The 19,625-nt window shown below is 70.5% G+C and carries 19 protein-coding genes; 13 read left to right on the top strand and 6 right to left on the bottom strand.

Features of this window, described 5'->3' with window-relative positions; genetic code table 11:
- Window positions 1-200 precede the first annotated feature (200 nt).
- Window positions 201-1,019 (bottom strand): NmrA family NAD(P)-binding protein, encoded by an 819-nt coding sequence (locus KIS93_RS35970; RefSeq protein ID WP_080043482.1) that lies wholly within the window; start codon window positions 1,017-1,019, stop codon window positions 201-203.
- Between the two features lie 75 nt (window positions 1,020-1,094).
- On the opposite strand from KIS93_RS35970, the gene KIS93_RS35975 reads away from it, so the two are divergent.
- From KIS93_RS35975 to KIS93_RS35995, 5 genes are all read left to right on the top strand, one after another.
- Complete coding sequence (locus tag KIS93_RS35975) at window positions 1,095-2,015, top strand: AraC family transcriptional regulator (protein ID WP_080043481.1); 921 nt, start codon at window positions 1,095-1,097, stop codon at window positions 2,013-2,015.
- Window positions 2,012-2,524 carry an HAD domain-containing protein gene (locus tag KIS93_RS35980; RefSeq protein ID WP_186404596.1) on the top strand — a complete coding sequence of 171 codons (513 nt, stop codon included), beginning with the start codon at window positions 2,012-2,014 and terminating at the stop codon, window positions 2,522-2,524. The genes KIS93_RS35975 and KIS93_RS35980 overlap by 4 nt, the downstream gene beginning before the upstream one ends.
- A gap of 65 nt (window positions 2,525-2,589) precedes the next feature.
- Window positions 2,590-2,781 carry a PspC domain-containing protein gene (locus KIS93_RS35985; protein WP_080043480.1) on the top strand — a complete coding sequence of 64 codons (192 nt, stop codon included), beginning with the start codon at window positions 2,590-2,592 and terminating at the stop codon, window positions 2,779-2,781.
- A gap of 56 nt (window positions 2,782-2,837) precedes the next feature.
- A complete protein-coding gene (lipB, locus tag KIS93_RS35990) occupies window positions 2,838-3,473 on the top strand; it encodes a lipoyl(octanoyl) transferase LipB (protein ID WP_080043479.1) in 636 nt (211 codons plus the stop codon).
- Between the two features lie 163 nt (window positions 3,474-3,636).
- On the top strand, window positions 3,637-5,103 hold the full coding sequence (locus KIS93_RS35995; protein WP_186404597.1) for an alpha/beta fold hydrolase: 1,467 nt from the start codon (window positions 3,637-3,639) through the stop codon (window positions 5,101-5,103).
- A 42-nt stretch (window positions 5,104-5,145) separates the two neighbouring features.
- Here KIS93_RS35995 and KIS93_RS36000 read toward each other — a convergent pair whose 3' ends face one another.
- Both KIS93_RS36000 and KIS93_RS36005 read right to left on the bottom strand, forming a co-directional pair.
- Complete coding sequence (locus KIS93_RS36000) at window positions 5,146-6,675, bottom strand: amino acid permease (RefSeq protein WP_080043477.1); 1,530 nt, start codon at window positions 6,673-6,675, stop codon at window positions 5,146-5,148.
- A gap of 150 nt (window positions 6,676-6,825) precedes the next feature.
- Window positions 6,826-7,368 carry a type 1 glutamine amidotransferase domain-containing protein gene (locus KIS93_RS36005; RefSeq protein WP_080043476.1) on the bottom strand — a complete coding sequence of 181 codons (543 nt, stop codon included), beginning with the start codon at window positions 7,366-7,368 and terminating at the stop codon, window positions 6,826-6,828.
- 123 nt (window positions 7,369-7,491) lie between these two features.
- Between KIS93_RS36005 and KIS93_RS36010 the strand changes: the two genes are divergently transcribed.
- Window positions 7,492-7,758, top strand: a complete 267-nt coding sequence (locus tag KIS93_RS36010) for a heavy-metal-associated domain-containing protein (RefSeq protein ID WP_080043475.1) — start codon at window positions 7,492-7,494, stop codon at window positions 7,756-7,758.
- A 1-nt stretch (window position 7,759) separates the two neighbouring features.
- Here the strand turns inward: KIS93_RS36010 and KIS93_RS36015 are convergent, their stop codons facing one another.
- Window positions 7,760-8,467 (bottom strand): SDR family NAD(P)-dependent oxidoreductase, encoded by a 708-nt coding sequence (locus tag KIS93_RS36015; RefSeq protein WP_080043474.1) that lies wholly within the window; start codon window positions 8,465-8,467, stop codon window positions 7,760-7,762.
- 101 nt (window positions 8,468-8,568) lie between these two features.
- Between KIS93_RS36015 and KIS93_RS36020 the strand changes: the two genes are divergently transcribed.
- Window positions 8,569-9,402: a helix-turn-helix domain-containing protein gene (locus KIS93_RS36020; protein WP_080043473.1), complete on the top strand. Its 834-nt coding sequence runs from the start codon at window positions 8,569-8,571 to the stop codon at window positions 9,400-9,402.
- On the opposite strand, the gene KIS93_RS36025 is transcribed toward KIS93_RS36020, so the two are convergent.
- Window positions 9,358-9,714: a ribosomal maturation YjgA family protein gene (locus KIS93_RS36025; protein ID WP_222107699.1), complete on the bottom strand. Its 357-nt coding sequence runs from the start codon at window positions 9,712-9,714 to the stop codon at window positions 9,358-9,360. The two genes, KIS93_RS36020 and KIS93_RS36025, sit on opposite strands and share 45 nt — an antisense overlap.
- Window positions 9,715-9,861: 147 nt before the next feature.
- Between KIS93_RS36025 and KIS93_RS36030 the strand changes: the two genes are divergently transcribed.
- From KIS93_RS36030 to KIS93_RS36055, 6 genes are all read left to right on the top strand, one after another.
- Complete coding sequence (locus KIS93_RS36030; protein ID WP_080043471.1) at window positions 9,862-11,676, top strand: ABC transporter substrate-binding protein; 1,815 nt, start codon at window positions 9,862-9,864, stop codon at window positions 11,674-11,676.
- A 16-nt stretch (window positions 11,677-11,692) separates the two neighbouring features.
- Entirely contained in the window at window positions 11,693-12,745 is a 1,053-nt protein-coding gene (locus tag KIS93_RS36035; RefSeq protein WP_080043470.1) for an ABC transporter permease, read from the top strand.
- On the top strand, window positions 12,742-13,623 hold the full coding sequence (locus KIS93_RS36040) for an ABC transporter permease (protein ID WP_080043469.1): 882 nt from the start codon (window positions 12,742-12,744) through the stop codon (window positions 13,621-13,623). Before KIS93_RS36035 ends, KIS93_RS36040 begins: the two co-directional genes overlap by 4 nt.
- 85 nt (window positions 13,624-13,708) lie before the next feature.
- Entirely contained in the window at window positions 13,709-14,716 is a 1,008-nt protein-coding gene (locus tag KIS93_RS36045; RefSeq protein ID WP_080043468.1) for an ABC transporter ATP-binding protein, read from the top strand.
- A gap of 124 nt (window positions 14,717-14,840) precedes the next feature.
- Entirely contained in the window at window positions 14,841-15,848 is a 1,008-nt protein-coding gene (locus tag KIS93_RS36050; RefSeq protein ID WP_080043467.1) for an ABC transporter ATP-binding protein, read from the top strand.
- A gap of 915 nt (window positions 15,849-16,763) precedes the next feature.
- A complete protein-coding gene (locus KIS93_RS36055) occupies window positions 16,764-18,170 on the top strand; it encodes an alpha/beta fold hydrolase (RefSeq protein WP_186404598.1) in 1,407 nt (468 codons plus the stop codon).
- Window positions 18,171-18,857: 687 nt separating this feature from the next.
- On the opposite strand, the gene KIS93_RS36060 is transcribed toward KIS93_RS36055, so the two are convergent.
- Complete coding sequence (locus tag KIS93_RS36060; protein WP_080043465.1) at window positions 18,858-19,505, bottom strand: response regulator; 648 nt, start codon at window positions 19,503-19,505, stop codon at window positions 18,858-18,860.
- Window positions 19,506-19,625: the final 120 nt, after the last annotated feature.

Here is a 19,625-nt window from a genome sequence, read left to right on the forward strand (position 1 = left end):
CTTCCAGGATGCGGGAGTGACGAGGGTGAGGTTAGCGGAATCGGGGGCTCGGCAATCGCTCTCCGGCCGCGGTCGGCGGACGATCCGCCGAGTTCACCGGAAATTCGCCCGAGGTTCGCCCCGACGGCCCGCGCCCGGCCGCCTTCGCACGATGTCCGCCCGCGCGGCCCTCACCCCCGCGGCCCTCATCCGCGCGGCCCTCACCCCTGCGGCGCCTTCCAGACGTGCGCGTTCGCCCGTGCGAAGTCGGCGAAGTCGCGGGCCGGCCGGCCCAGGGCCTCGCGCACCCCGTCCGTCACGCTCGCGTTGCGGCCGTCCAGGATGTCGGTGAACAGGTGGCCGAGCCCTTCGGCGGCCTCGCGCGGCACGCCGTGCTCCATGGCCGCGCTCACGTACTCCTCGGGCGTGACCCGGACGAACGTGACCGGCCGGCCGAGGATCGCCGACAGCTCCTCGGCGACGTCCGCGAAGGTCAGCAGCCGCGGCCCGGTCAGCTCGTACAGCTTGCCCGCGTGCCCGTCCTGGGTGAGCGCGGCGACGGCGACGTCCACAATGTCCTCGACGTCGAGGAACGGCTCGGGCACGTCGGCGGCGGGCAGGGCGATGACGCCGGAGAGGACGGCGCCGAGCAGGAAGTCCTCGCTGAAGTTCTGCATGAACCAGCCGCAGCGCAGCACGGTCCATTCCGCGCCCGACTCCTGGATGGTGCGCTCGCTGGCCTGCGCCTCCGGCTCGCCCCGGCCGGACAGCAGGACGAGCTTGCGCACGCCGTTGCGGACGGCCAGCTCGGTGAACGCCTTGACGTCGTCGTAGGCGCCGGGGAAGGCGAGGTCGGGGTAGTAGGAGACGTAGACGGCGGTCACGCCGTCGAGCGCGGCCTGCCAGGTGCCGCGGTCCTGCCAGTCGAAGGGCGGGGTGGCAGAGCGGGAGCCGGCCCGGACGGGCAGGCCGAGCGAGGTGAGGCGGTCAGCTATGCGGCGGCCGGTCTTGCCGGTGCCGCCGAGCACGAGGATCGTCATGCATCCAGTAAGCCCCGATACCGATAAGACTCTCCATGGTTGAGAAGCGCATTCCCATATGCGATCGTCTAGCGTATGGACCAGCTCGCGGCGCTTCTCGACGGCCCGAGAGCGCGGGGCGCCTTCCTGCTCCGCTCGATCCTGGCGCCGCCCTGGTCGCTGCGCATCCAGGACGAAGCGCCGCTGTCGGTGATCGCGCAGGTGCGGGGCGAGTCGTGGATCGTCTTCGACGACGGCGAGCCGGTACGCCTGGAGCCGGGGCAGGTGGCCGTCGCGCGGGGGCCCGAGCCGTACGTGGTGGCCGATGATCCCGGCACGAAGCCGCAGGTCGTCATCCACCCCGGCCAGCGCTGCACCACGATCGACGGCGAGGTCCTGTACGAGAGCCTCGACCTGGGCCTGCGCACGTGGGGCAACAGCGCCGACGGCGACACCGTGCTGCTCACCGGCACGTACACGATGGAGGGCGAGGTCAGCAGGCGGCTGCTCGACGCGCTGCCGCAGCTCATCGTGCAGCCGGGCGACCCGATCATCGGGTTGCTCGGCGCCGAGATCGTCAAGGACGAGCCGGGCCAGGAGGCCGTCCTCGACCGGCTGCTGGACCTGTTGCTCATCGCGGTCCTGCGGGCGCACTTCGCCACGCACGAGGCGCCCGGCTGGTACCGCGCGATGAGCGACCCGGTGGTGGGCAGGGCGATGCGCATGCTGTACGACAACCCGGCCCACCCGTGGACGGTCGCGGCGCTGGCCGCCGAGGTGGGCGTGTCCAGGGCGGCGCTGGCGCGGCGGTTCACGGAGCTGGTGGGCGAGCCGCCGATGTCGTTCCTCACCGACTGGCGGCTCGCCCTGGCCGCCGACCTGCTGCGCGAGCCGGACGCCACGATCGGCTCGGTGGCCAGGAAGGTCGGGTACGGCAGCCCGTTCGCGCTCAGTGCCGCCTTCAAGCGGGTGCGCGGCATCAGCCCGCAGGAGCACCGGGCGGCGGCGGCCAAGTGAAACCCCTGCTCCTGCTCGACGTGGACGGCGTACTGAACCCGATGGGCCGCCCCACGTCCGACTTCCGCCGCTACCGCTGCACGATCGGCACCGACGTCTACACCGTGCACCTCAACCCCCGCCACGGCCGGCGCCTGATCGAGCTGGCCCTGGCGACCGGCTCCGAGCTGGTCTGGGCCACCACGTGGGAGCACCACGCCAACGAGTGGATCGCGCCGAGGATCGGCCTGCCCTCGCTGCCCGTCATCCCGATGGGCTCCGTGCGGGCGCCGGCGAGCGAGTACGGGGAGATGTTCAAGACGCCTCACGTCGCGGCGTACGTGGGGCAGCGGCCGTTCGTCTGGTTCGACGACCAGGTGTGGGCGGAGGACGAGGAGTACCTCAGGGTGCGTCAGGGTCTGGCGGATTTCCTGCTCGTCCACGTGGATCCCAGACAGGGACTGACCAGCCGACATCTGGGCATGGCACATGAGTGGCTGACCCTTACAGGGTTTTCTCAGGGTTCCTGACGGGAGTCCTGCGGCGCCGCTGTCCGTTTCCCAGATAGGTCGCGAAAACCACACGGAGGAACGACATGTACCGCTCTCGTGAGCACCGGATCATCGCAGGCGTCTGCGGCGGTCTCGCCGACAAGATGGGCCTGCCCCCCACCCTCGTACGGATCCTCTGGCTGCTGCTGTCGCTCATCCCGGGACCGCTCTGGGTCGTCTACGTCGCCATGTGGATCCTCGTCCCGCAGGAGCCGAAGGGGTACCGCACCGCCTGACCTCAGAGGATCGAGGGGCGTGCCGGTGCGTGCGGGCAGCGGCATATCCTCGAAGCATGAGGGCAAGGCCGCTGACGCTCATCCAGGATGAGCTCGTCGATTACGATCAGGCGATGGAGCGCATGACCGACCTCGTCGGGCAGCGCCAGAGTGACGAGCGGCCGGACACGCTCTGGCTGCTCAGCCATCCGTCCGTCTACACCATCGGCCGCCGCACCCCCGTCTCCCACCTGCCCGACCCCACGCACGGCATCCCCGTCGTCGAGACGGGGCGGGGCGGGCAGCTCACCTACCACGGGCCCGGCCAGCTCGTCGGTTACCTCATCGTCAAGCTCGACGAGGGTGAGGGCATCGTCGACTACGTGCGCGAGGTGGAGTTGAGGCTGGTCGAGGCGCTGGGCAAGCTGGGGCTGCCGGCCGAGCGGCGGGACACGCCGCCGGGCTCGGAGCTGCTGACCGGCGTCTGGACGACGGAGACCGGGCGGAAGATCATCTCGATCGGCATGCGGCAGAGCCGGGGCGTCACCAGCCACGGGTTCGCCCTCAACGTCGACGGCGACCTGACGCCGTGGAGCTGGGCGGTCGCGTGCGGGATGCCCGACGTCGACATGACCTCGCTCAAGCGGGAGCTGGGCAGCGCGTCCATGGACGAGGTGCGCGCGGCCGTGGCCGAGGCGTTCGAGGCCTCCTGACTTTCGCAGGTCATCGGCGGGGAGCCAATCTTGTCATTCCTCCCCGTCCGTGCCTGCTCTTGCGCGATGATCCACATTGGTCGCAGCCCCAACGGGGGGATCGGCTGATGATTGGAGCACTGTGCGAAAGAGGTTCTCTCTGCTCGCCGCCGCCTTAATGGCGATGGCGACGCTCGCCTCCGTCTCGCCCGCCAACGCGGAGACGGAAGCACGGACGATCACGTGGGCGCCCTGTGAGGAGGAGCCGGCCGCCGAGTGCGGCAAGCTGACCGTCCCGATCGACTGGTCGAAGCCCGACGGGCCGACCGTCGACATCGCCGTGGCCCGGCGCAAGGCCACCGACCCGGCCGCCCGGATCGGCTCGCTGGTGATCAACCCCGGCGGCCCCGGCGGGTCGGGCGTGGAGGCCGCGTTCGGCGCCACCTGGTTCACCGATGAGCTGCAGAAGCGGTTCGACATCGTCGGGTTCGACCCTCGGGGCGTGGGTCGCAGCCACCCGGTGATCTGCTCGGCGTCGGTCTACAACCAGATGCCGCACACCGTCATGAAGAGCCAGGCCGACTTCGACGCCTGGAACGCCTTCACCAAGAAGCTGCACGCCGACTGCCGCGAGCGCACCGGCCCCCTGTACGACCACGTCGACTCCCAGGACGTGGCCCGCGACATGGACGCCCTGCGCGCCGCCCTCGGCGAGGAGAAGCTCACCTACTACGGCATCTCGTACGGCACGCTGATCGGCCAGATGTACGCCGAGCTGTTCCCCGACCGCGTCCGCGCGCTCGGGCTCGACAGCAACATGGACCACAGCCTCAACGTCGCCGGCTTCCTGTCCACCGAGGCGCTCGCCGTCGAGGACGGCTTCGACCAGTTCGTCGGCTGGTGCGACCAGGACCCGAGCTGCGTGCTGCACGGCCAGGACGTCCGGGCGATCTGGAAGGGCCTGCTGGACAAGGCGCGGCGCGGCGAGCTCGTCTACCCGAGCACCGGCACGAAGATGACGGAGCTGCAGGTCATCTACAACGCCGCGCTGGGCAACGAGGGCCCCGACTGGCAGACGCTGAGCCAGACGATCAACTGGCTGAACGGCGGCGCCGAGCCTGACTGGGTGCCGCCGCTGCCCGGCCGCGGGCCGGTCGAGGGGGACGTGGCGGAGCTGCCGACCACGATCCTGTGCCAGGACTACAACCTCCGGGTGCGCAACTACGCCGAGTACGCCACCCTCATGAAGGTGTCGAACACGCTGGCGCCCGACACGCGGTACCACCCGTACCCGATCGACGACCTGCCGATCTGCATGAACTACCCGACCACCAACCCGCCGCACCAGCTCAAGTACACGGGTGACGCCCCGCTGCTGCTGGGCAACTCGCTGCACGACCCGGCGACGCCGTGGATCTGGTCGGCCAACGCGGCCCGCCAGCTCGGCTCCAAGGCGGTGCTGCTCACGTACGAGGGCTGGGGTCACCGCATCTACGGCAAGGACAAGTGCCAGACGGACATCTTCGACGAGTACCTGATCTCGCTGAAGGTGCCCGCGCACGGCACGCGCTGCGCCGTGGGGACGCCTGAGGAGACGCTCAAGCTGAGGAGCACGAAGCCGGCCTGGCCGACGGACCGGCTCTCCTGGTAGGGCCGATGGGTACGGCGTGAGCACGCCGTACCCATCGATCTTTCACGCGGCAGGGACCTCGTCGATCGTGCGGCGGGGTCCCGTGAACCAGTGGCGGGCCGACAGGGCCCACCACAGCGCGATGCCGATCAGCACCACCCCGACGGCGATCGGCGCGTAGTTGACGGACGTCCAGGTGAAGTCCGCGCTGCCGGGTACGCCGGCCGGGGAGAACGGCATGATGAAGTAGATCGAGACGATCACGATCTCGACGCAGGCGATCCAGCACAGCGCCTTGTACTTCCTGCCGAGCGTCCACGGGCCGGGCTGGAAGGCGTCGCCCATGCGCAGCCGCAGCCAGATGGGGATGAGGAAGGCCAGGTAGAGGCCGATGACGGCGATCGACACGACGGCGTAGAAGGCGACCGGCGTGGTCAGGCCGGCGGGGGCGTAGAGGGCGGGCAGGGTGATCAGGGCGGCGGCGACGCAGCCGGCGATGATCGCGTTGACGGGGGTGCGGTTGCGGTCCACCTTCGACCACAGGCGCCAGCCGGGCACGGCGCCGTCGCGCGAGAACGCGTAGGTCATGCGGGACATCGAGGTCACGCAGCTCATGCCGCAGAAGAACTGGCCGATCGTGGAGATCGCGAAGATGGCCGTGGCCAGCGGGGACGACAGCGCGGTGTCGAAGATGGTGCCGACGAAGCCGGCGTTCTTGTTGATCTCGTCCACATGCGTGGCGGCGAACAGGAACGACAGCAGCAGGATCCAGCCGCCGATGGCCGAGTAGAAGATCGACTGCCACAGGCCGCGGGCCGCGCTCCTGGCCGCCCCCTGGGTCTCCTCCGACACGTGCGCGCAGGCGTCGAAGCCGGTGATCGTGTACTGGGTGAGCAGGAAGCCGAGCGGCAGCACGTACAGCCAGAAGGGCAGCCCGTCGGAACCGTCGCCGAAGCCGGAGCTGTTGTTGGTGCCGAAGAAGACGAAGGACGCCGACTGGTGGTTCTCGGGCGCGAAGATCAGGATGGCGACGACGATCGCGGCGCCGGCCACGTGCCACCAGACGGAGACGTTCTGCAGGAGCGAGATCAGCTTGTGGCTGTAGATGTTGATCAGCGCGTGCAGCGCGAGGACGATCACGAAGAGGAGGAACGCCTGCGGGAGGGTGCCCTCCCAGGCGCCGCCGGTCAGGCGGTTGAGGGTGATGTTGAGAAACGTGGCGCAGCCGTAGTCGACCGACGCGGTGACGGCGACGAGCCCGATGAGGTTGAGCCAGCCGGTGAACCAGCCGTGGATCGGCTTGCCCAGCTTGGCGGCCCACCAGTAGATGCCGCCCGCCGTCGGGTACGCCGACACCAGCTCCGACATGCAGAAACCGATGATCAGGATGAACACGGAGATCAGCGGCCAGCCCCACGAGATGGCGATGGGGCCGCCGTTGTTCCACGCCTGTCCGAAGGTCGTGAAGCAGCCGGCGAGGATGGAGATGATCGAGAAGGAGATGGCGAAGTTGGAGAAACCGCTCCAGGTGCGGGCCAGCTCCTGCTTGTAGCCGAGCTCGGCCAGTCGCCTGGAATCCTCTTCAGTGGTCATTGAGGTCTCCCTGGGGGGCGCGGAGGACGCTCCTTTTGGTCTACGTCTAGACCATTTCTGCCCAGGGGACAAGGCGTTACAGGCGGGTTTCGATCTCGTCAGGCGGTTCGGTGGCCTCCTCCTTGCCGGGGGAGGAGGCCACCTCGCAGGTCAGGAGAAGGCGTCCGTGGCCGCCTGGCAGAACGCCTTGAGGTCGTCCGGCTTGCGGCTGGTCACCAGCGTGTTCGGGCCCTGCGTGCAGACCATGACCTCCTTGTCCACCCAGGTCGCCCCGGCGTTGCGCAGGTCGGTCTGGAGGCTGGGCCAGGACGTCAGTGTCCGGCCGCGTACGACGTCGGCCTCGATCAGCGTCCACGGGGCGTGGCAGATCGCGGCCACCGGCTTGCCGGCGTCGAAGAACGCCCGGACGAACCGCACGGCCTCGGGCACCGTGCGCAGGAAGTCCGGGTTCGCGACCCCGCCCGGCAGGACGAGGCCGTCGAAGGAGGCCGCTTCGGCGCTGTCCACCGTGTTGTCCACGGCGAACGTGTCCGCCTTGTCCAGGTGGTTGAACCCCTGGACCTGGCCGGAAGAGGTCGAGACGAGCTTGGGAGTGCCGCCCGCCTGCTTGACCGCCTTCCACGGTTCCGTGAGCTCCACCTGCTCGACTCCCTCGGGAGCGACCAGGAAAGCGATGGTCTTGCCGTCCAGCATGTGACTCGTCCCCCTTGGACATCCGTGTTTCCACCCCCCTTTCCGTGGGATGCCGATGTATGCGTCTTTACCCTAGGGGGGTATATTGGGCGTCACGAGACCCCGAGAGTGAGGAGTTTTGCCATGACTGTCGCCACGTACCAGGTCGAGGGCATGACCTGCGGTCACTGTGTGAGCGCCGTGACTCAGGAGGTCGGCAAGGTGGCCGGGGTGAGCGGGGTCGAGGTCGACCTGGCGTCCGGGGCGGTGACCGTGACCAGCGCGGCGCCGGTCGACGCCGCGCTGATCGATGCCGCCGTGGTCGAGGCCGGTTACGAGCTGCGCGGCAAGGTCGACCTGCTGCCCCAGGTGAGCGGGTCGTCGTGCTGCGGCTCGGGCGGCTGCCACTAGGTCACCAGGGGAGCGGGCCCTTGGCGTCGAAGTAGCCGCCGGTGGGGCCGTCGGGGGCGACCTGGGCCATCCTGACGATGATCTCGGCGCCCTCCTCGACGGTCTGGATGCCGGTGTTGTGGTTGAGGTCCGTCTTGGTGAACCCGGGCTCGACGGCGTTGACGCGCAGCTGGGGGAACGCCTTCGCGTACTGCACGGTGATCATGTTCACCGCCGCCTTGGAGGCGGGATAGGCGACCCCCGGGTACGCGTACGCCGGCGTGCCCTCGGTGGTCATCCTGGCCAGGGAGGCCAGGCCGCTGCTGACGTTCACCACGACGGGCGCGGGGGAGCGCAGCAGCAGGGGCAGGAAGGCGTGCGTGACGCGCACCAGGCCGAAGACGTTCGTCTCGAAGATGGTGCGCAGGTCGTCGGCCGTCACGTCCGCGGCGCCGATCACGCCTCCGTCCGCCGTCCTGCCCTCGATGCCGGCGTTGTTGACCAGCACGTCCAGGCCGCCGTCCGCCTCGATGGTCTTGACGGCGGCGGCCACCGAGTCGTCGTCGGTGACGTCGAGGACGACCAGCCGCGCGCCGAGCCGGTCGGCGGCCGCCCGGCCGCGCTCGGCGTCGCGGCTGCCCAGGTAGACGGTGTGGCCGGCCTCGATGAGGCGGCGGGCGGTCTCGTGGCCGAGACCCTTGTTCGCTCCGGTGATCAATGTCGTCGTCATGCCTCCAGCCTGCGGCGCGGCCCCCGGCGTAGCCATTCGTCCGGTTTTCCTGGGACTGACAGTGCCAGGAACCTTCCGGGCGGAAGGGGGAGACTGGGGGCATGAGGGAGTTCGGGCAGGCGGTGCGGCGCTGGCGGGAGCGGGTGGCGCCGGAGACCGTGGGGCTGGCCGCCGGCGGGCGCCGGCGCGCGGCGGGGCTGCGCCGCGAGGAGCTGGCACTGCTCGCCGGGATCTCCGTCGACTACGTCACCCGCCTCGAACAGGGCCGGGCCGCCAACCCGTCGCCGCAGGTCGTCGAGGCACTGGCGCGGGCGCTGCGGCTGTCGGCCGACGAGCGCTCCTACCTGTTCAGGACGGCGGGGCTGGCGCCGCCCTGCCCCGACACCGTGCCCGCGTTCATCCCGCCCAGCGTGCACCGCATGCTCGACCGGCTGGCCGGCACGCCCGTCGGCGTCTACGACGCGGCCTGGACGCTGCTGCTGGCCAACCCGATGTACGCGGCGCTGATGGGCGACCCGTCCGGCTGGCGCGGCAACGAGCGCAACGGCGTCTGGCGCAACTTCGTCGGCCCCGGCAGCCGGGTCAGGTACACGCCGGAGGAGCGGCGCACATTCGAGGCCATGATGGTGGCCGACCTGCGGGCCACCGCCGCCCAGTACCCGGCCGACCAGCAGCTGCGGCGGCTGGTCGCGGAGCTGCGGGCCGGCAGCGCGCGGTTCGCCGAGCTGTGGGACTCGGGGGTCGTCGGGCGGCAGGAGGGCGGCCCCAAGACCATCGAGCATCCGCAGGTGGGGCCGCTGACGCTCGACTGCGACATCCTCAGCGTGGCGGGCAGCAACCTGCGCATCATGGTCTACACGGCCGAGCCGGGCACCCCGGACGCCGAGCGCCTAGCCCTGCTCGGTGTCCTCGGCACGCAGTCGATGGTGGGCTAGCCAGCAGAGCGCCGCGCCGACGGCGTACCAGAGCAGGTCGGGCGGGTTGAACGTGCTGCCCAGCACCGGCCGCAGCACCTCGGGGATCTCGGCGAGCTGGGCGAACTCGATCGCCCAGCTCAGCCCGGCCGACACCGCCGCCGCCACCCACGGGCGTACCCTGGGCAGGATCAGCACGACGAGCGCGTAGATCAAGGCGGTGTAGAGCGCGTCGCCGGCGTACTTCGGCACCGGCCCGTCCCACAGGGCGCGGACACCGAGCCCGCAGGCGACGATCACGACGCAGGTCACTGCGATGAGCGGGCGGGGCACCAGCTCACGGTAGTGCCAAGAGCGCTGAAAATTTACACCGCCAAAGGAAACGAAGGTGAAACAATTTTCCGCACCTCGTTGACATGCGGACTCCGTATGGTGTGCCTTTCTCTACACAGGAACCCCCCGCCTGAAGGTGAGGCACACATGAGGAAATGGTTCGCGCGCCTGGCTGTGCTGGGTGCCGCGCTATTAGTGGCCGGACAGGGCGCCACGGCGGCCCACGCCCAGGATCCGGCGGCGGGGAAGAAGATCGTACGGGTCGGCGCGACCCAGGCCATGGACTCCATGAACCCGTTCCTGGCCGTCCGCCTGGTCTCGACGTCCATCCACCGCTGGATGTACGGCTTCCTCACCGTGCCCGACTCCAAGACGCTCCAGCCCAGCCCCGACCTGGCCGAGTCGTGGACCACGTCCGAGGACGGGCTCACCTGGACGTTCAAGATCCGGCAGGCCAAGTGGTCCGACGGCCAGCCCATCACGGCCGACGACGCCGCCTGGACGTTCAACAAGATGATGACCGACGAGGCCGCCAAGACGGCGAACGGCCCCGCGGTGGAGAACTTCGAGAGCGTCACCGCCAGCGGCCAGGACCTGACGATCAAGCTCAAGGCCCCGCAGGCGTCCATGCTGGACAACCCGGTCCCGATCATGCCCAAGCATGTCTGGGAGTCGGTCACCGACATGGCCAACTACGACGCGGAGAAGTACCCCGCTGTGACCAGCGGTCCGTACATCGCGATCGAGCACAAGAAGGACAACTACGTCAAGCTTCAGGCCAACCCCAACTACTGGCGGGGCAAGCCGAAGATCGACGAGCTGCAGGTCATCTTCTACGACAACCCGCAGGCCGCCATCGCCGGCCTGAAGAACGGTGACATCGACCTGCTCGGCCGGATGACCCCGCAGGAGTTCGAGGGCATCCAGAACAACCCGAACATCGAGGCGTGGAACACCCAGGGCCGGCGCGCGTCGTACCTGCAGATCAACCACGGCGCCACCACCAGCGACGACAAGCCGATCGGCGACGGCCACCCCGCCCTGAAGGACGTCAAGGTCCGCCAGGCGCTGCACTACGCCATCGACAAGCAGAAGCTGGTCGACGAGGTCCAGAACGGCCTGGCCAAGGTCGCCGACGGCTCCATCGTGCCGCCCATGTACAAGGACTTCTTCTGGGAGGCCACCGGCGACACCAAGGTCACCTACGACCCCGCCAAGGCCAACAAGATTCTCGACGACGCCGGGTACAAGAAGGGCGCCGACGGCATCCGTACGATGCCCGACGGCAAGCGCAAGCTCGAATGGCGCTTCACCATCCACACCGACACCCCCATCGAGGACAAGCTCGCCGAGTACATGACGGGCTTCCTGAAGGAGATCGGCGTCACGCTCACCACGGTGAAGCTGGACTCCAGCAAGTTCACCGAGGAGACCGGCATCACCGGCAACTTCGACATCGCCATCAGCGGCTGGTCGGTCAACCCCGACCCCGAAGAGGTCTTCGCCACGCACCTGTGCAGCCGCCGGCCCGACGCCAACGGCGAAGGCGGCGGCACCGAGTCCTTCTACTGCAACAAGACCTTCGAGCAGCTCTACAAGGACCAGCAGAAGGAGCTCGACCGCACCAAGCGCGCCGAGATCATCAAGAAGATGCAGGAGCAGCTCTACACCGACGCTCCCATCATCGCCATCTACTACACCAACGACCTCGAGGGCTACCGCAAGGACCGCATCACCAGCATCACGCCCATCCCCGAGGACAAGGGCCTGCTGTACGGCGGCAGCGGCTACTGGCCGTTCTACACCGTCGACGTCAAGGCCCAGGCGGCCGGCGGCGGCAGCGCGGGCGGCGGCTCCAACACCGGCCTGATCGCCGGCATCGTCGGCGGCGTGATCGTCGTCGGGGCGGCGGCCTTCCTCCTGACCAGGCGGCGCAAGAGCACCGCCGACGAGCGCGAATAAGCCAAGAAAACTCCGAATGACGACTCCGCTTGAATCAGCAGAGCCCGCCGTCCAGGCGGCGGGCCCCGCTGACGAGCGCCCCACCAGCCGCGGCACGCTACAGTACGCGCTGTCCAAGGCCGGTGGGGCGCTGTTCAGCATCGCCATGGTGCTCGTCGGCACGTTCTTCGTCTTCCGGCTGCTGCCCGGCGACCCCGTGCGCAACCTGGCCCAGGGCCGCAACATGACCCCGGACCAGCTCGACCTCGAACGGCGCCGCCTCGGCCTCGACAAGCCGCTCATCGACCAGTTCCTCAACTTCGTCGGCGACACGCTCCGCCTCGACCTCGGCACCTCCTACGAGTACAAGCGGCCGGTCATCGACCTGATCGGCGAGCGCATCGGCCCGACGCTGCTGCTCACCGGCACCGGCCTGGTCATCGCGGTCAGCCTCGGCATCTGGCAGGGCACCCGCGCCGGATGGCGGCACGGCAGCCGCTTCGACCGCGTGTCCACCGGCGTGTCGCTGCTGCTGTGGTCCGTGCCGACGTTCTGGCTCGGGCTGCTGCTGATGATGGTGTTCGGCGTCGGCATCGGGCCCATTCCCAGCCTCTTCCCGTTCCGCGGCATCGAGAGCGTGGACGCGCCCGACGGGTTCGGCTACGTCCTCGACGTCGCCTCCCACATGGTGCTGCCCTGCCTGACCCTCGTCGCCGTCGTGTACGCCCAGTACCTGATGGTCATGCGCTCCTCCCTCCTGGAGGAGGTCAGCCAGGACTACGTGACCGTGGCCCGCGCCAAGGGCCTGCGCGACGACGAGGTACGCCGCCGCCACGCCGTCCCGAACGCGCTGCTGCCCACCGTCACGCTGGTGTTCATGCGCATCGGCTTCGTCGTCGGCGGCGCGGTCACCGTCGAGTACATCTACACCTGGCCCGGCCTCGGCCAGCTCTTCTACCGCGCGATCGAGGTGCCCGACTTCACGCTCATGCAGGGCACGTTCATGCTCATCACCGTGTCGGTGATCGTCATGAACACGCTGGCCGACGTCGTGTACCACCTGCTCGACCCGAGGGTGAGATCGGCATGACCAGTGTCGCCATGGCCCGCAGGCGGCTCGCCCTGAGCCGCTTCTGGGCCGAGTTCCGCCACCACCGCGCCGGCGTCGCCGGCCTCGTGATCCTGCTCGCCGCCGTGCTGCTCGCGCTCGTCGCGCCGCTGTTCATCGACGAGAGCGTGACGAACGTCGTCGAGGCGCCAGGGGAGAAATGGGACGGCCCCAGCCTGTCCTTCCCCTTCGGCACCGACGAGTCCGGGCGCTCCATCCTGCTGATGATCTGGTGGGGCTCGCGCACGTCCCTGCTCATCGGCTTCCTCGCCGCCGTGCTCAGCATCGTCATCGGCCTCGTCGTCGGCGTCGCCGCCGGGCACTTCCGCGGCTGGACCAACGGCGTGCTCATGCGCGTCACCGACTGGTTCCTCGTGCTGCCGTCGCTGGTCACGGCGCTCGTACTGGCCGCCATCCTCGGCGGCAGCACGTTCACCGTCATCATGGCCATCGCCGTCACCTCGTGGCCGTCCACCGCCCGCCTCATCAGAGCCCAGACGCTCGCCGTCGAAGCCCGGCCCTACATCGAACGGTCCAAGGCACTCGGCGCCGGACACTGGCACATCACCACCCGGCACGTGCTGCCCAACGTGGCCCCGCTGCTGCTGGCCAGCACCACGCTGGAGGTCGCCAGCGCCATCGTCACCGAATCGACGCTCGCCTTCCTCGGCGTCACCTCCAACAAGACCTCCTGGGGCACCATGCTGCGCGCCTCCTACGACTTCGGCGCCGCCGACCAGGGCGCCTGGTGGTACATCCTCATCCCCGGCCTGGCCATCCTCGTCGTCGTCATGGCGTTCACCCTCGTCGGCCGAGCCCTGGAGGCCGTGCTCAACCCCCGGCTGAGGAGGGCCGCATGAGCCTGCTCGGAGAGGTCGTGCTTTTGGAGGGCCGCATGAGCCTGCTCGGAAAGGCCGCGTCCGACCCCCGGCTGAGGAGGGCCGCATGAGCCTGCTCGAACTTGACGACGTGTCCGTGACCTACCGCATCGCGTCGGGCGACGTGCCAGCCGTACGGGGAGTGTCACTGACCCTCGACTCCGGAGCGGCACTCGGAGTCGCCGGCGAGTCAGGATCCGGCAAGTCCACGCTGGCCATGGCGCTGCTCCGGCTCCTGCCCCGGGACGCGCGCGTCAGCGGCCGGATCCTGCTCGACGGCGAGGACGTGCTGGCCATGAAATGGGGCCGCCTGCGCGCCGTCCGCTGGGCCGAGGCGTCCATCGTCTTCCAGGGCGCCCAGCACGGCCTCAACCCCGTCCGCCGCATCGGCGACCAGATCGCCGAGCCGCTGCTCGTCCACGACCTCGCCAAGCCCGACGCCGCCCGCGGCCGCGTCACCGAACTGCTCGAACAGGTCGGCCTGCCCGCCTGGCGGGCCCGCAGCTACCCGCACGAGCTGTCCGGCGGCCAGCGGCAACGCGTCATGATCGCCATGGCCCTGGCCTGCTCCCCCCGCCTCATCATCGCCGACGAGCCCACCACCGCCCTCGACGTCATGGTGCAGGCCCAGGTGCTCACCCTGATCAAGGAGCTGGTCGCCCAGCAGGGCATCTCCCTCATCATGATCTCGCACGACCTGTCCGTGCTCGCCGACGTCTGCGACCAGCTCGCCGTCATGTACGCGGGCCGCGTCGTCGAGCACGGCCCGTCCAGCGAGGTCTTCCACGACGCCCGCCACCCCTACAGCCGGGCACTCGCCGCCGCCTTCCCCACCGTCGGCGACCCCGCCTCCCGCATGGCCCCGAAGGGACTCGGCGGCGACCCGCCCGACCCCATGCACCTGCCCACCGGGTGCTCGTTCCATCCGCGGTGCCCCGTCGCACTCGACGAGTGCCCTACGCTCGACGTCGAGCTTTGGGCGGCGGGGGCGGGGCGGGTGGCGGCCTGCATCCACGCCAAGCCCGCCACCGCCACCGCCCCGGCTTCGGCTCCAGCTACGGAAGAGCCCGCATGACCACGACCGTCGTTTGGCCGAGTCCGTCGTCGCACGCGCTGTTGCCCGTGGGAGGAGCTCGCATGACGGAGATTGCCCGTGGGAGGAGCTCGCATGACGGAGACTGCCCGTGGGAGGAGCTCGCATGACTGAGACGCAGACCACCGCCGAGGCGGTCACGACGACCCGGCCGACCCTGCTGGAGGCCCGCGACCTGCACGTCGAGTTCTCCTCCCGGGGCCGCCGCGCCCGCGCCGTGGACGGCGTCAACCTGGCCATCGGCGAAGGCGAGATCGTCGCCCTGGTCGGCGAGTCCGGCTGCGGCAAGACCACGCTCGCCCGCACCCTCCTCGGCCTCGAACGCCCCACCTCCGGCGAGGTCCGCTACGACGGCAACCCCCTCACCTACACCTCCAAGGCACTCAAGACCTACCGCCGCCAGGTGCAGCTCGTCCTCCAGGACCCGACCGGCTCACTCAACCCCAGGCACACCGTGTACGAGGCCGTCGCGGAAGGCCCCCGCATCCACGGCCTCCCGGACGAGCAGGACCTCGTGTCCAAGGCCCTCTCCCACGCCGGCCTGCGCCCCCCGGACCGGTTCTTCCTGCGCTACCCGCACGAGCTGTCCGGCGGGCAACGCCAGCGCGTCGTCATCGCCGGCGCACTCGCACTCAACCCGAAGGTCCTGATCGCCGACGAGCCCGTCGCCTCCCTCGACGCTTCCGTACGCGGCGAGATCCTGGCCCTCCTGCTCCGCCTACGCGACGAACTCGGCCTGTCCGCACTCGTCGTCACCCACGACCTCGGCCTGGCCTGGAACATCGCCGACCGGGTGGCCGTCATGTACCTGGGCAGAATCGTCGAATCCGGCCCCGTCGAACAGGTCCTGACCGCCCCCCGGCACCCGTACACCCAGGCCCTGATGTCCGTCCTGCCGGAATCCCCCGAACGAGTGGTCCTGACCGGCGAACCCCCGGACCCCACCAGAATCCCCGGCGGCTGCCGCTTCCACGCCCGCTGCCAGGTCCTCGCCTCCGGCAAGGCCGCGGAGGCAGGCGTGCACACCCGCTGCCGCACAGAACCCTTGCCCATCCTGCCCGCCACCCCAGAGGCCCAGGCAGCCTGCTACTACGCGGAGACAACAACCCCCTAACCGGGGCGGGGGCGAGCGCGGCCCCAAAGCGAGCGGCCGCGCCGCCACCCCGGCCCTCGCGTGAGTGCTGCCCCTCGCGTCCGCCCCAGCCCCGCCCCTGCGCCCGCTCCAGCGCTGGTTCCCGCTCCCGCCCTGCGCCCGCTCGCGCCGATGCCCCGCCCCCGCCCCGCGCTCGGCGCCCGCACGCGCGCCCCGTCCCGTGCCGCGCCTACGCCCACTCCAGCGCCGACTCCCGCTTCCGCCGTGCGCCCGCTCGCGCCGATGCCCGCGTTCCTGGCCATCTCGCCCCCGTTCCCGTGGCCGCCCTTGCGCACCCGCCTGTGCCGCCCGGGGGCCGCACCTGCGTCTCGCCACCACGCCCGCCTGCGGCCAGCAACTTGCGCCCCTGCACCCGTGCCGGCCCCTGCGCCGTGCCGACCCTTACGCCCGTGCCGGCCCCTGCGCCCGTGCCGGCCCTGCCCGCATTCCCGCCCTTGCGCTCCCGCCTGTGCCCCTGGGGGTCGCACCGAGTCCCGCCACCGCGCCCGCCCGTGGCCAGCACCTTGCGCCCTACCCCCGCGCTCGTGTCTGGGGTTGGTCGGAAACGGTGCGGAAACGGCCGCTGCGCTACTCCTGTACCGCATGACGCACCGAACATCCCGCGCGGCACCGGCCTCTTCGCCGGTGCTGTCGCTGTCACCGGCCCTGGCACTGTCGTTGGCGTTGTCGCTGGCGCTGGCAGTGCTGGTGGCGCATCCTTCCACGGCGAGCGCCACCGCCGTGCCTCTCACCGGGAGCACCGCTACCGTGCCGGCCCCCGTGGGCACCATCACCGCGTCGGCCGTTGTGAGCACTGCCGCCACATCGACGGCCCTGGGCGCCGGCTCCGGTGTGTCGTCCGTTGAGTGGGCGGCCTGCCCGTCCTACACCGATGACGTGATCCGGAGCCTCGGCGTGAAGGAGGAGCAGATCCCGGCGTTCCGTACCGAGATGAAGCGCCTGCAGTGCGGCAAGGTCAGCGTCCCGCTGGACCACCGCGACCCCACCGGGCGGACGATCGACATCGCGGTGACCCGGCTGGCCGCCACGAACCAGCAGGAGCGGCTCGGCGCCGTAGCCGTCCTGCCCGGAGGGCCGGGCAACAGCGGCTACCTGGACCCAATCCTGCGGGCCGCGCTCAGGAACGAGGAGATGGCGCGGCTCAACGAGCGCTACGACATCATCGGCTTCGACCCGCGCGGCGTCGGCTACAGCACCAAGGTCGCCTGCCCCACCCCGCCGGTCGGCCCGCAGGCGCCCGGCGCGTTCACCAAGGAGACGGCGAGGAAGGTCTACGACGCCCAGCTCGCCGCCAACCAGCAGTGCGGCCGCTCCGACCCCGCCTTCCTCGGCCAGCTCACCACCACGAACGTGGCCAAGGACCTCAATCTGGTACGAACCGCGCTGGGGGAGAGCAAGCTCAACCTGCTCGGCTTCTCCTGGGGCACCTACCTGGGCATGGTGTACCGCAGCCAGTTCCCACAGCACACCGGACGGGCCTTCCTGGACAGCGTCGCGCCGCCGTGGACCGACCTCGTCCGGCACACGGAGGGTGCCGCGGAGGCGGCCGAGCGCGACTTCGGGCGGATGGCCGCCTGGCTGGCCCGCCGCGACGGCCTCTACGGTCTCGGCGCCACCGCCGCCCAGGTGCGCCGGGAGGTGGCCAAGCTGGTCCGCACGTACGACAAGAGCCCCAAAACCTACACCGACCTGCAGCGTCCCATCGACGGCTCGGCCGTCGCGGACCTGGCCAAGCTCAACTCGACCGACTGGGCACGCGCGGGCAAGGCCCTGTCCGAGCTGCGCACGTCAACCGGCACGACCGCCCCACCCACCGTCAAGCAACTGCTGGGCGCCCCCATGATGGGCACCCCCGCGCCCGGCGCACCCGAAATGCTGAACCGCACCATGAACTGGGCCGTCGCCTGCAACGAGGACGACAGCCGACCCTCCTTCGACACCGCCTGGCGCACCTACCAGCGCCTCGTCGAACGCCTCCCGGCAACCGGCCGCGGCTGGGGCCTGGGCGGCGCCATGTGCCAGGGCTGGCCGCTCCCCGTCCAGCAGGCCGAGCTGCGGCGGGGCAGCGGGTCGCTGGTGCTGGGCGGGCACCTGTACGAGTTCATGTCCGCCTACGACTGGACGTTGCAGACGCGCCGCGCCATCGGCGGCACCGTCTACACGGTCGCCGACGACGTGCACGTCTCGACCACCCGCGTACCGGAATGCGCGGCCGACGTGGTCCGCTACTTCGAAACGGGCCGCATCGACCGCGGCTGCCCAGGCACCCCGCTCCCCAGCTGACCCCCTCCCGCACACGCCCACCGATGCACCCCCATCCGCACGTCCTCACCCGCCCACCCTCGGAGCCCCATGTCCAGGTCGCCCGGCTGGGTGAGCCCAGGGCTCGTGTGCGCGGCGTGCGGCTTGGCGGGCGCCGGGCCCTGTGTCCGAGGGCTTTGTCCCGGTTCAATGTCCGGGCGCCCGTCCATGTGAGCGCAGGGCTCGCGTGCGCGGCGTCCGGTCAGGCGAACGCTGGGCCCGGGTGAGGGGCGCCCGGCACGCGAGCGCCGCGCCCCGTGTCTGACGGCTCGGCCACGCGGACGCAGAACCCCGTGTCCGAGCCCCGTGTCCGGGCACTGTGTCCGGGTCCTGCGTCCGGGTGCCGGCCACCTGAGCACAGGCTTGCGTGCGGCGTCCGGTCAGGCGAACGCTGGGCCCGTGTGAGGGACGCCTGGCGCGCGTGCGCCGCGCCTTGTGTTTGGTAGCTCCGCCATGCGGACGCCGAGCCCCGTGCCCGGAGGCGCTCGGCTCAACCGCCCGAAGGCGGGCCAGCCGTCCGGGGCTTGGCCAGCCGTTCGGGGCGGGGTCAGCCGTTCGGGCGCGCGCCATACCGTCAGGGGCGCTTGGCCAGCCGTCAGGAGGGGCTAGCCGTCCGAGGGTGCACCAGTCGCCGGGGGCGTGGCAGCCATTCGGGTCGGGCGGGTGGGGTCAGGTGAGGTCGGCGTCGTGGACGAGGATTGCTGCCTGGACGCGGTTGGCCAGCCCCAGCTTGGCCAGTACCCGGCTGACGTGGGCCTTCACCGTGGCCTCCGTCAGGCGTAGCTCGCGGCCGATCTCCGCGTTGGACAGGCCGCGGGCCAGCGCCTTGATGACGTCCTCCTCCCGGTCGGTGAGGCCCTCAAGCTGCCGGCGGGCCGCCTCCGCGCGAGAGGGGGCGCGGTCGGCGTACTGCTCGATCACCCGCTTCGTCACGGACGGCGAGAGCATCGCCTGGCCGCCCGCGACCGTGCGCACCGCGGAGGCGAGCTCTCTCGGCGGGGTGTCCTTGAGCAGGAAGCCCACGGCGCCGAGGCGCAGCGCTTCGTGTACGTACTCGTCCGCGTCGAACGTGGTCAGCATGACTACCTTTGGCGCCTCGGGGGCCTTGAGGATGCGGGCGGCGGCGGTGAGGCCGTCCATGCCGGGCATCCGCACGTCCATCAGCACCACCTCCGGCCGCAACCGCCCCACCGCCGAGACGGCCTCGGCGCCGTCGCGGGCCTCGCCGATCACGGAGATGTCGCCCGCCGCCTCCAGGATCATGCGCAGCCCGGACCGGACGAGAGCCTCGTCGTCCACCACCAGGACCCTGATCATCCCGGGCTCCCGCCGCCTGCGGTGGTGCCCTGGACCCTTACAGTCCCCGCGTCGTGCATGGCGAAGCCGCTCGCGTGAGGGCTGCTCAGGGCCGGCTCCGGACGACTGCGGTGGTGCAGT

This window comes from [Actinomadura] parvosata subsp. kistnae (assembly GCF_900323885.1).
GTDB lineage: Bacteria > Actinomycetota > Actinomycetes > Streptosporangiales > Streptosporangiaceae > Nonomuraea > Nonomuraea composti.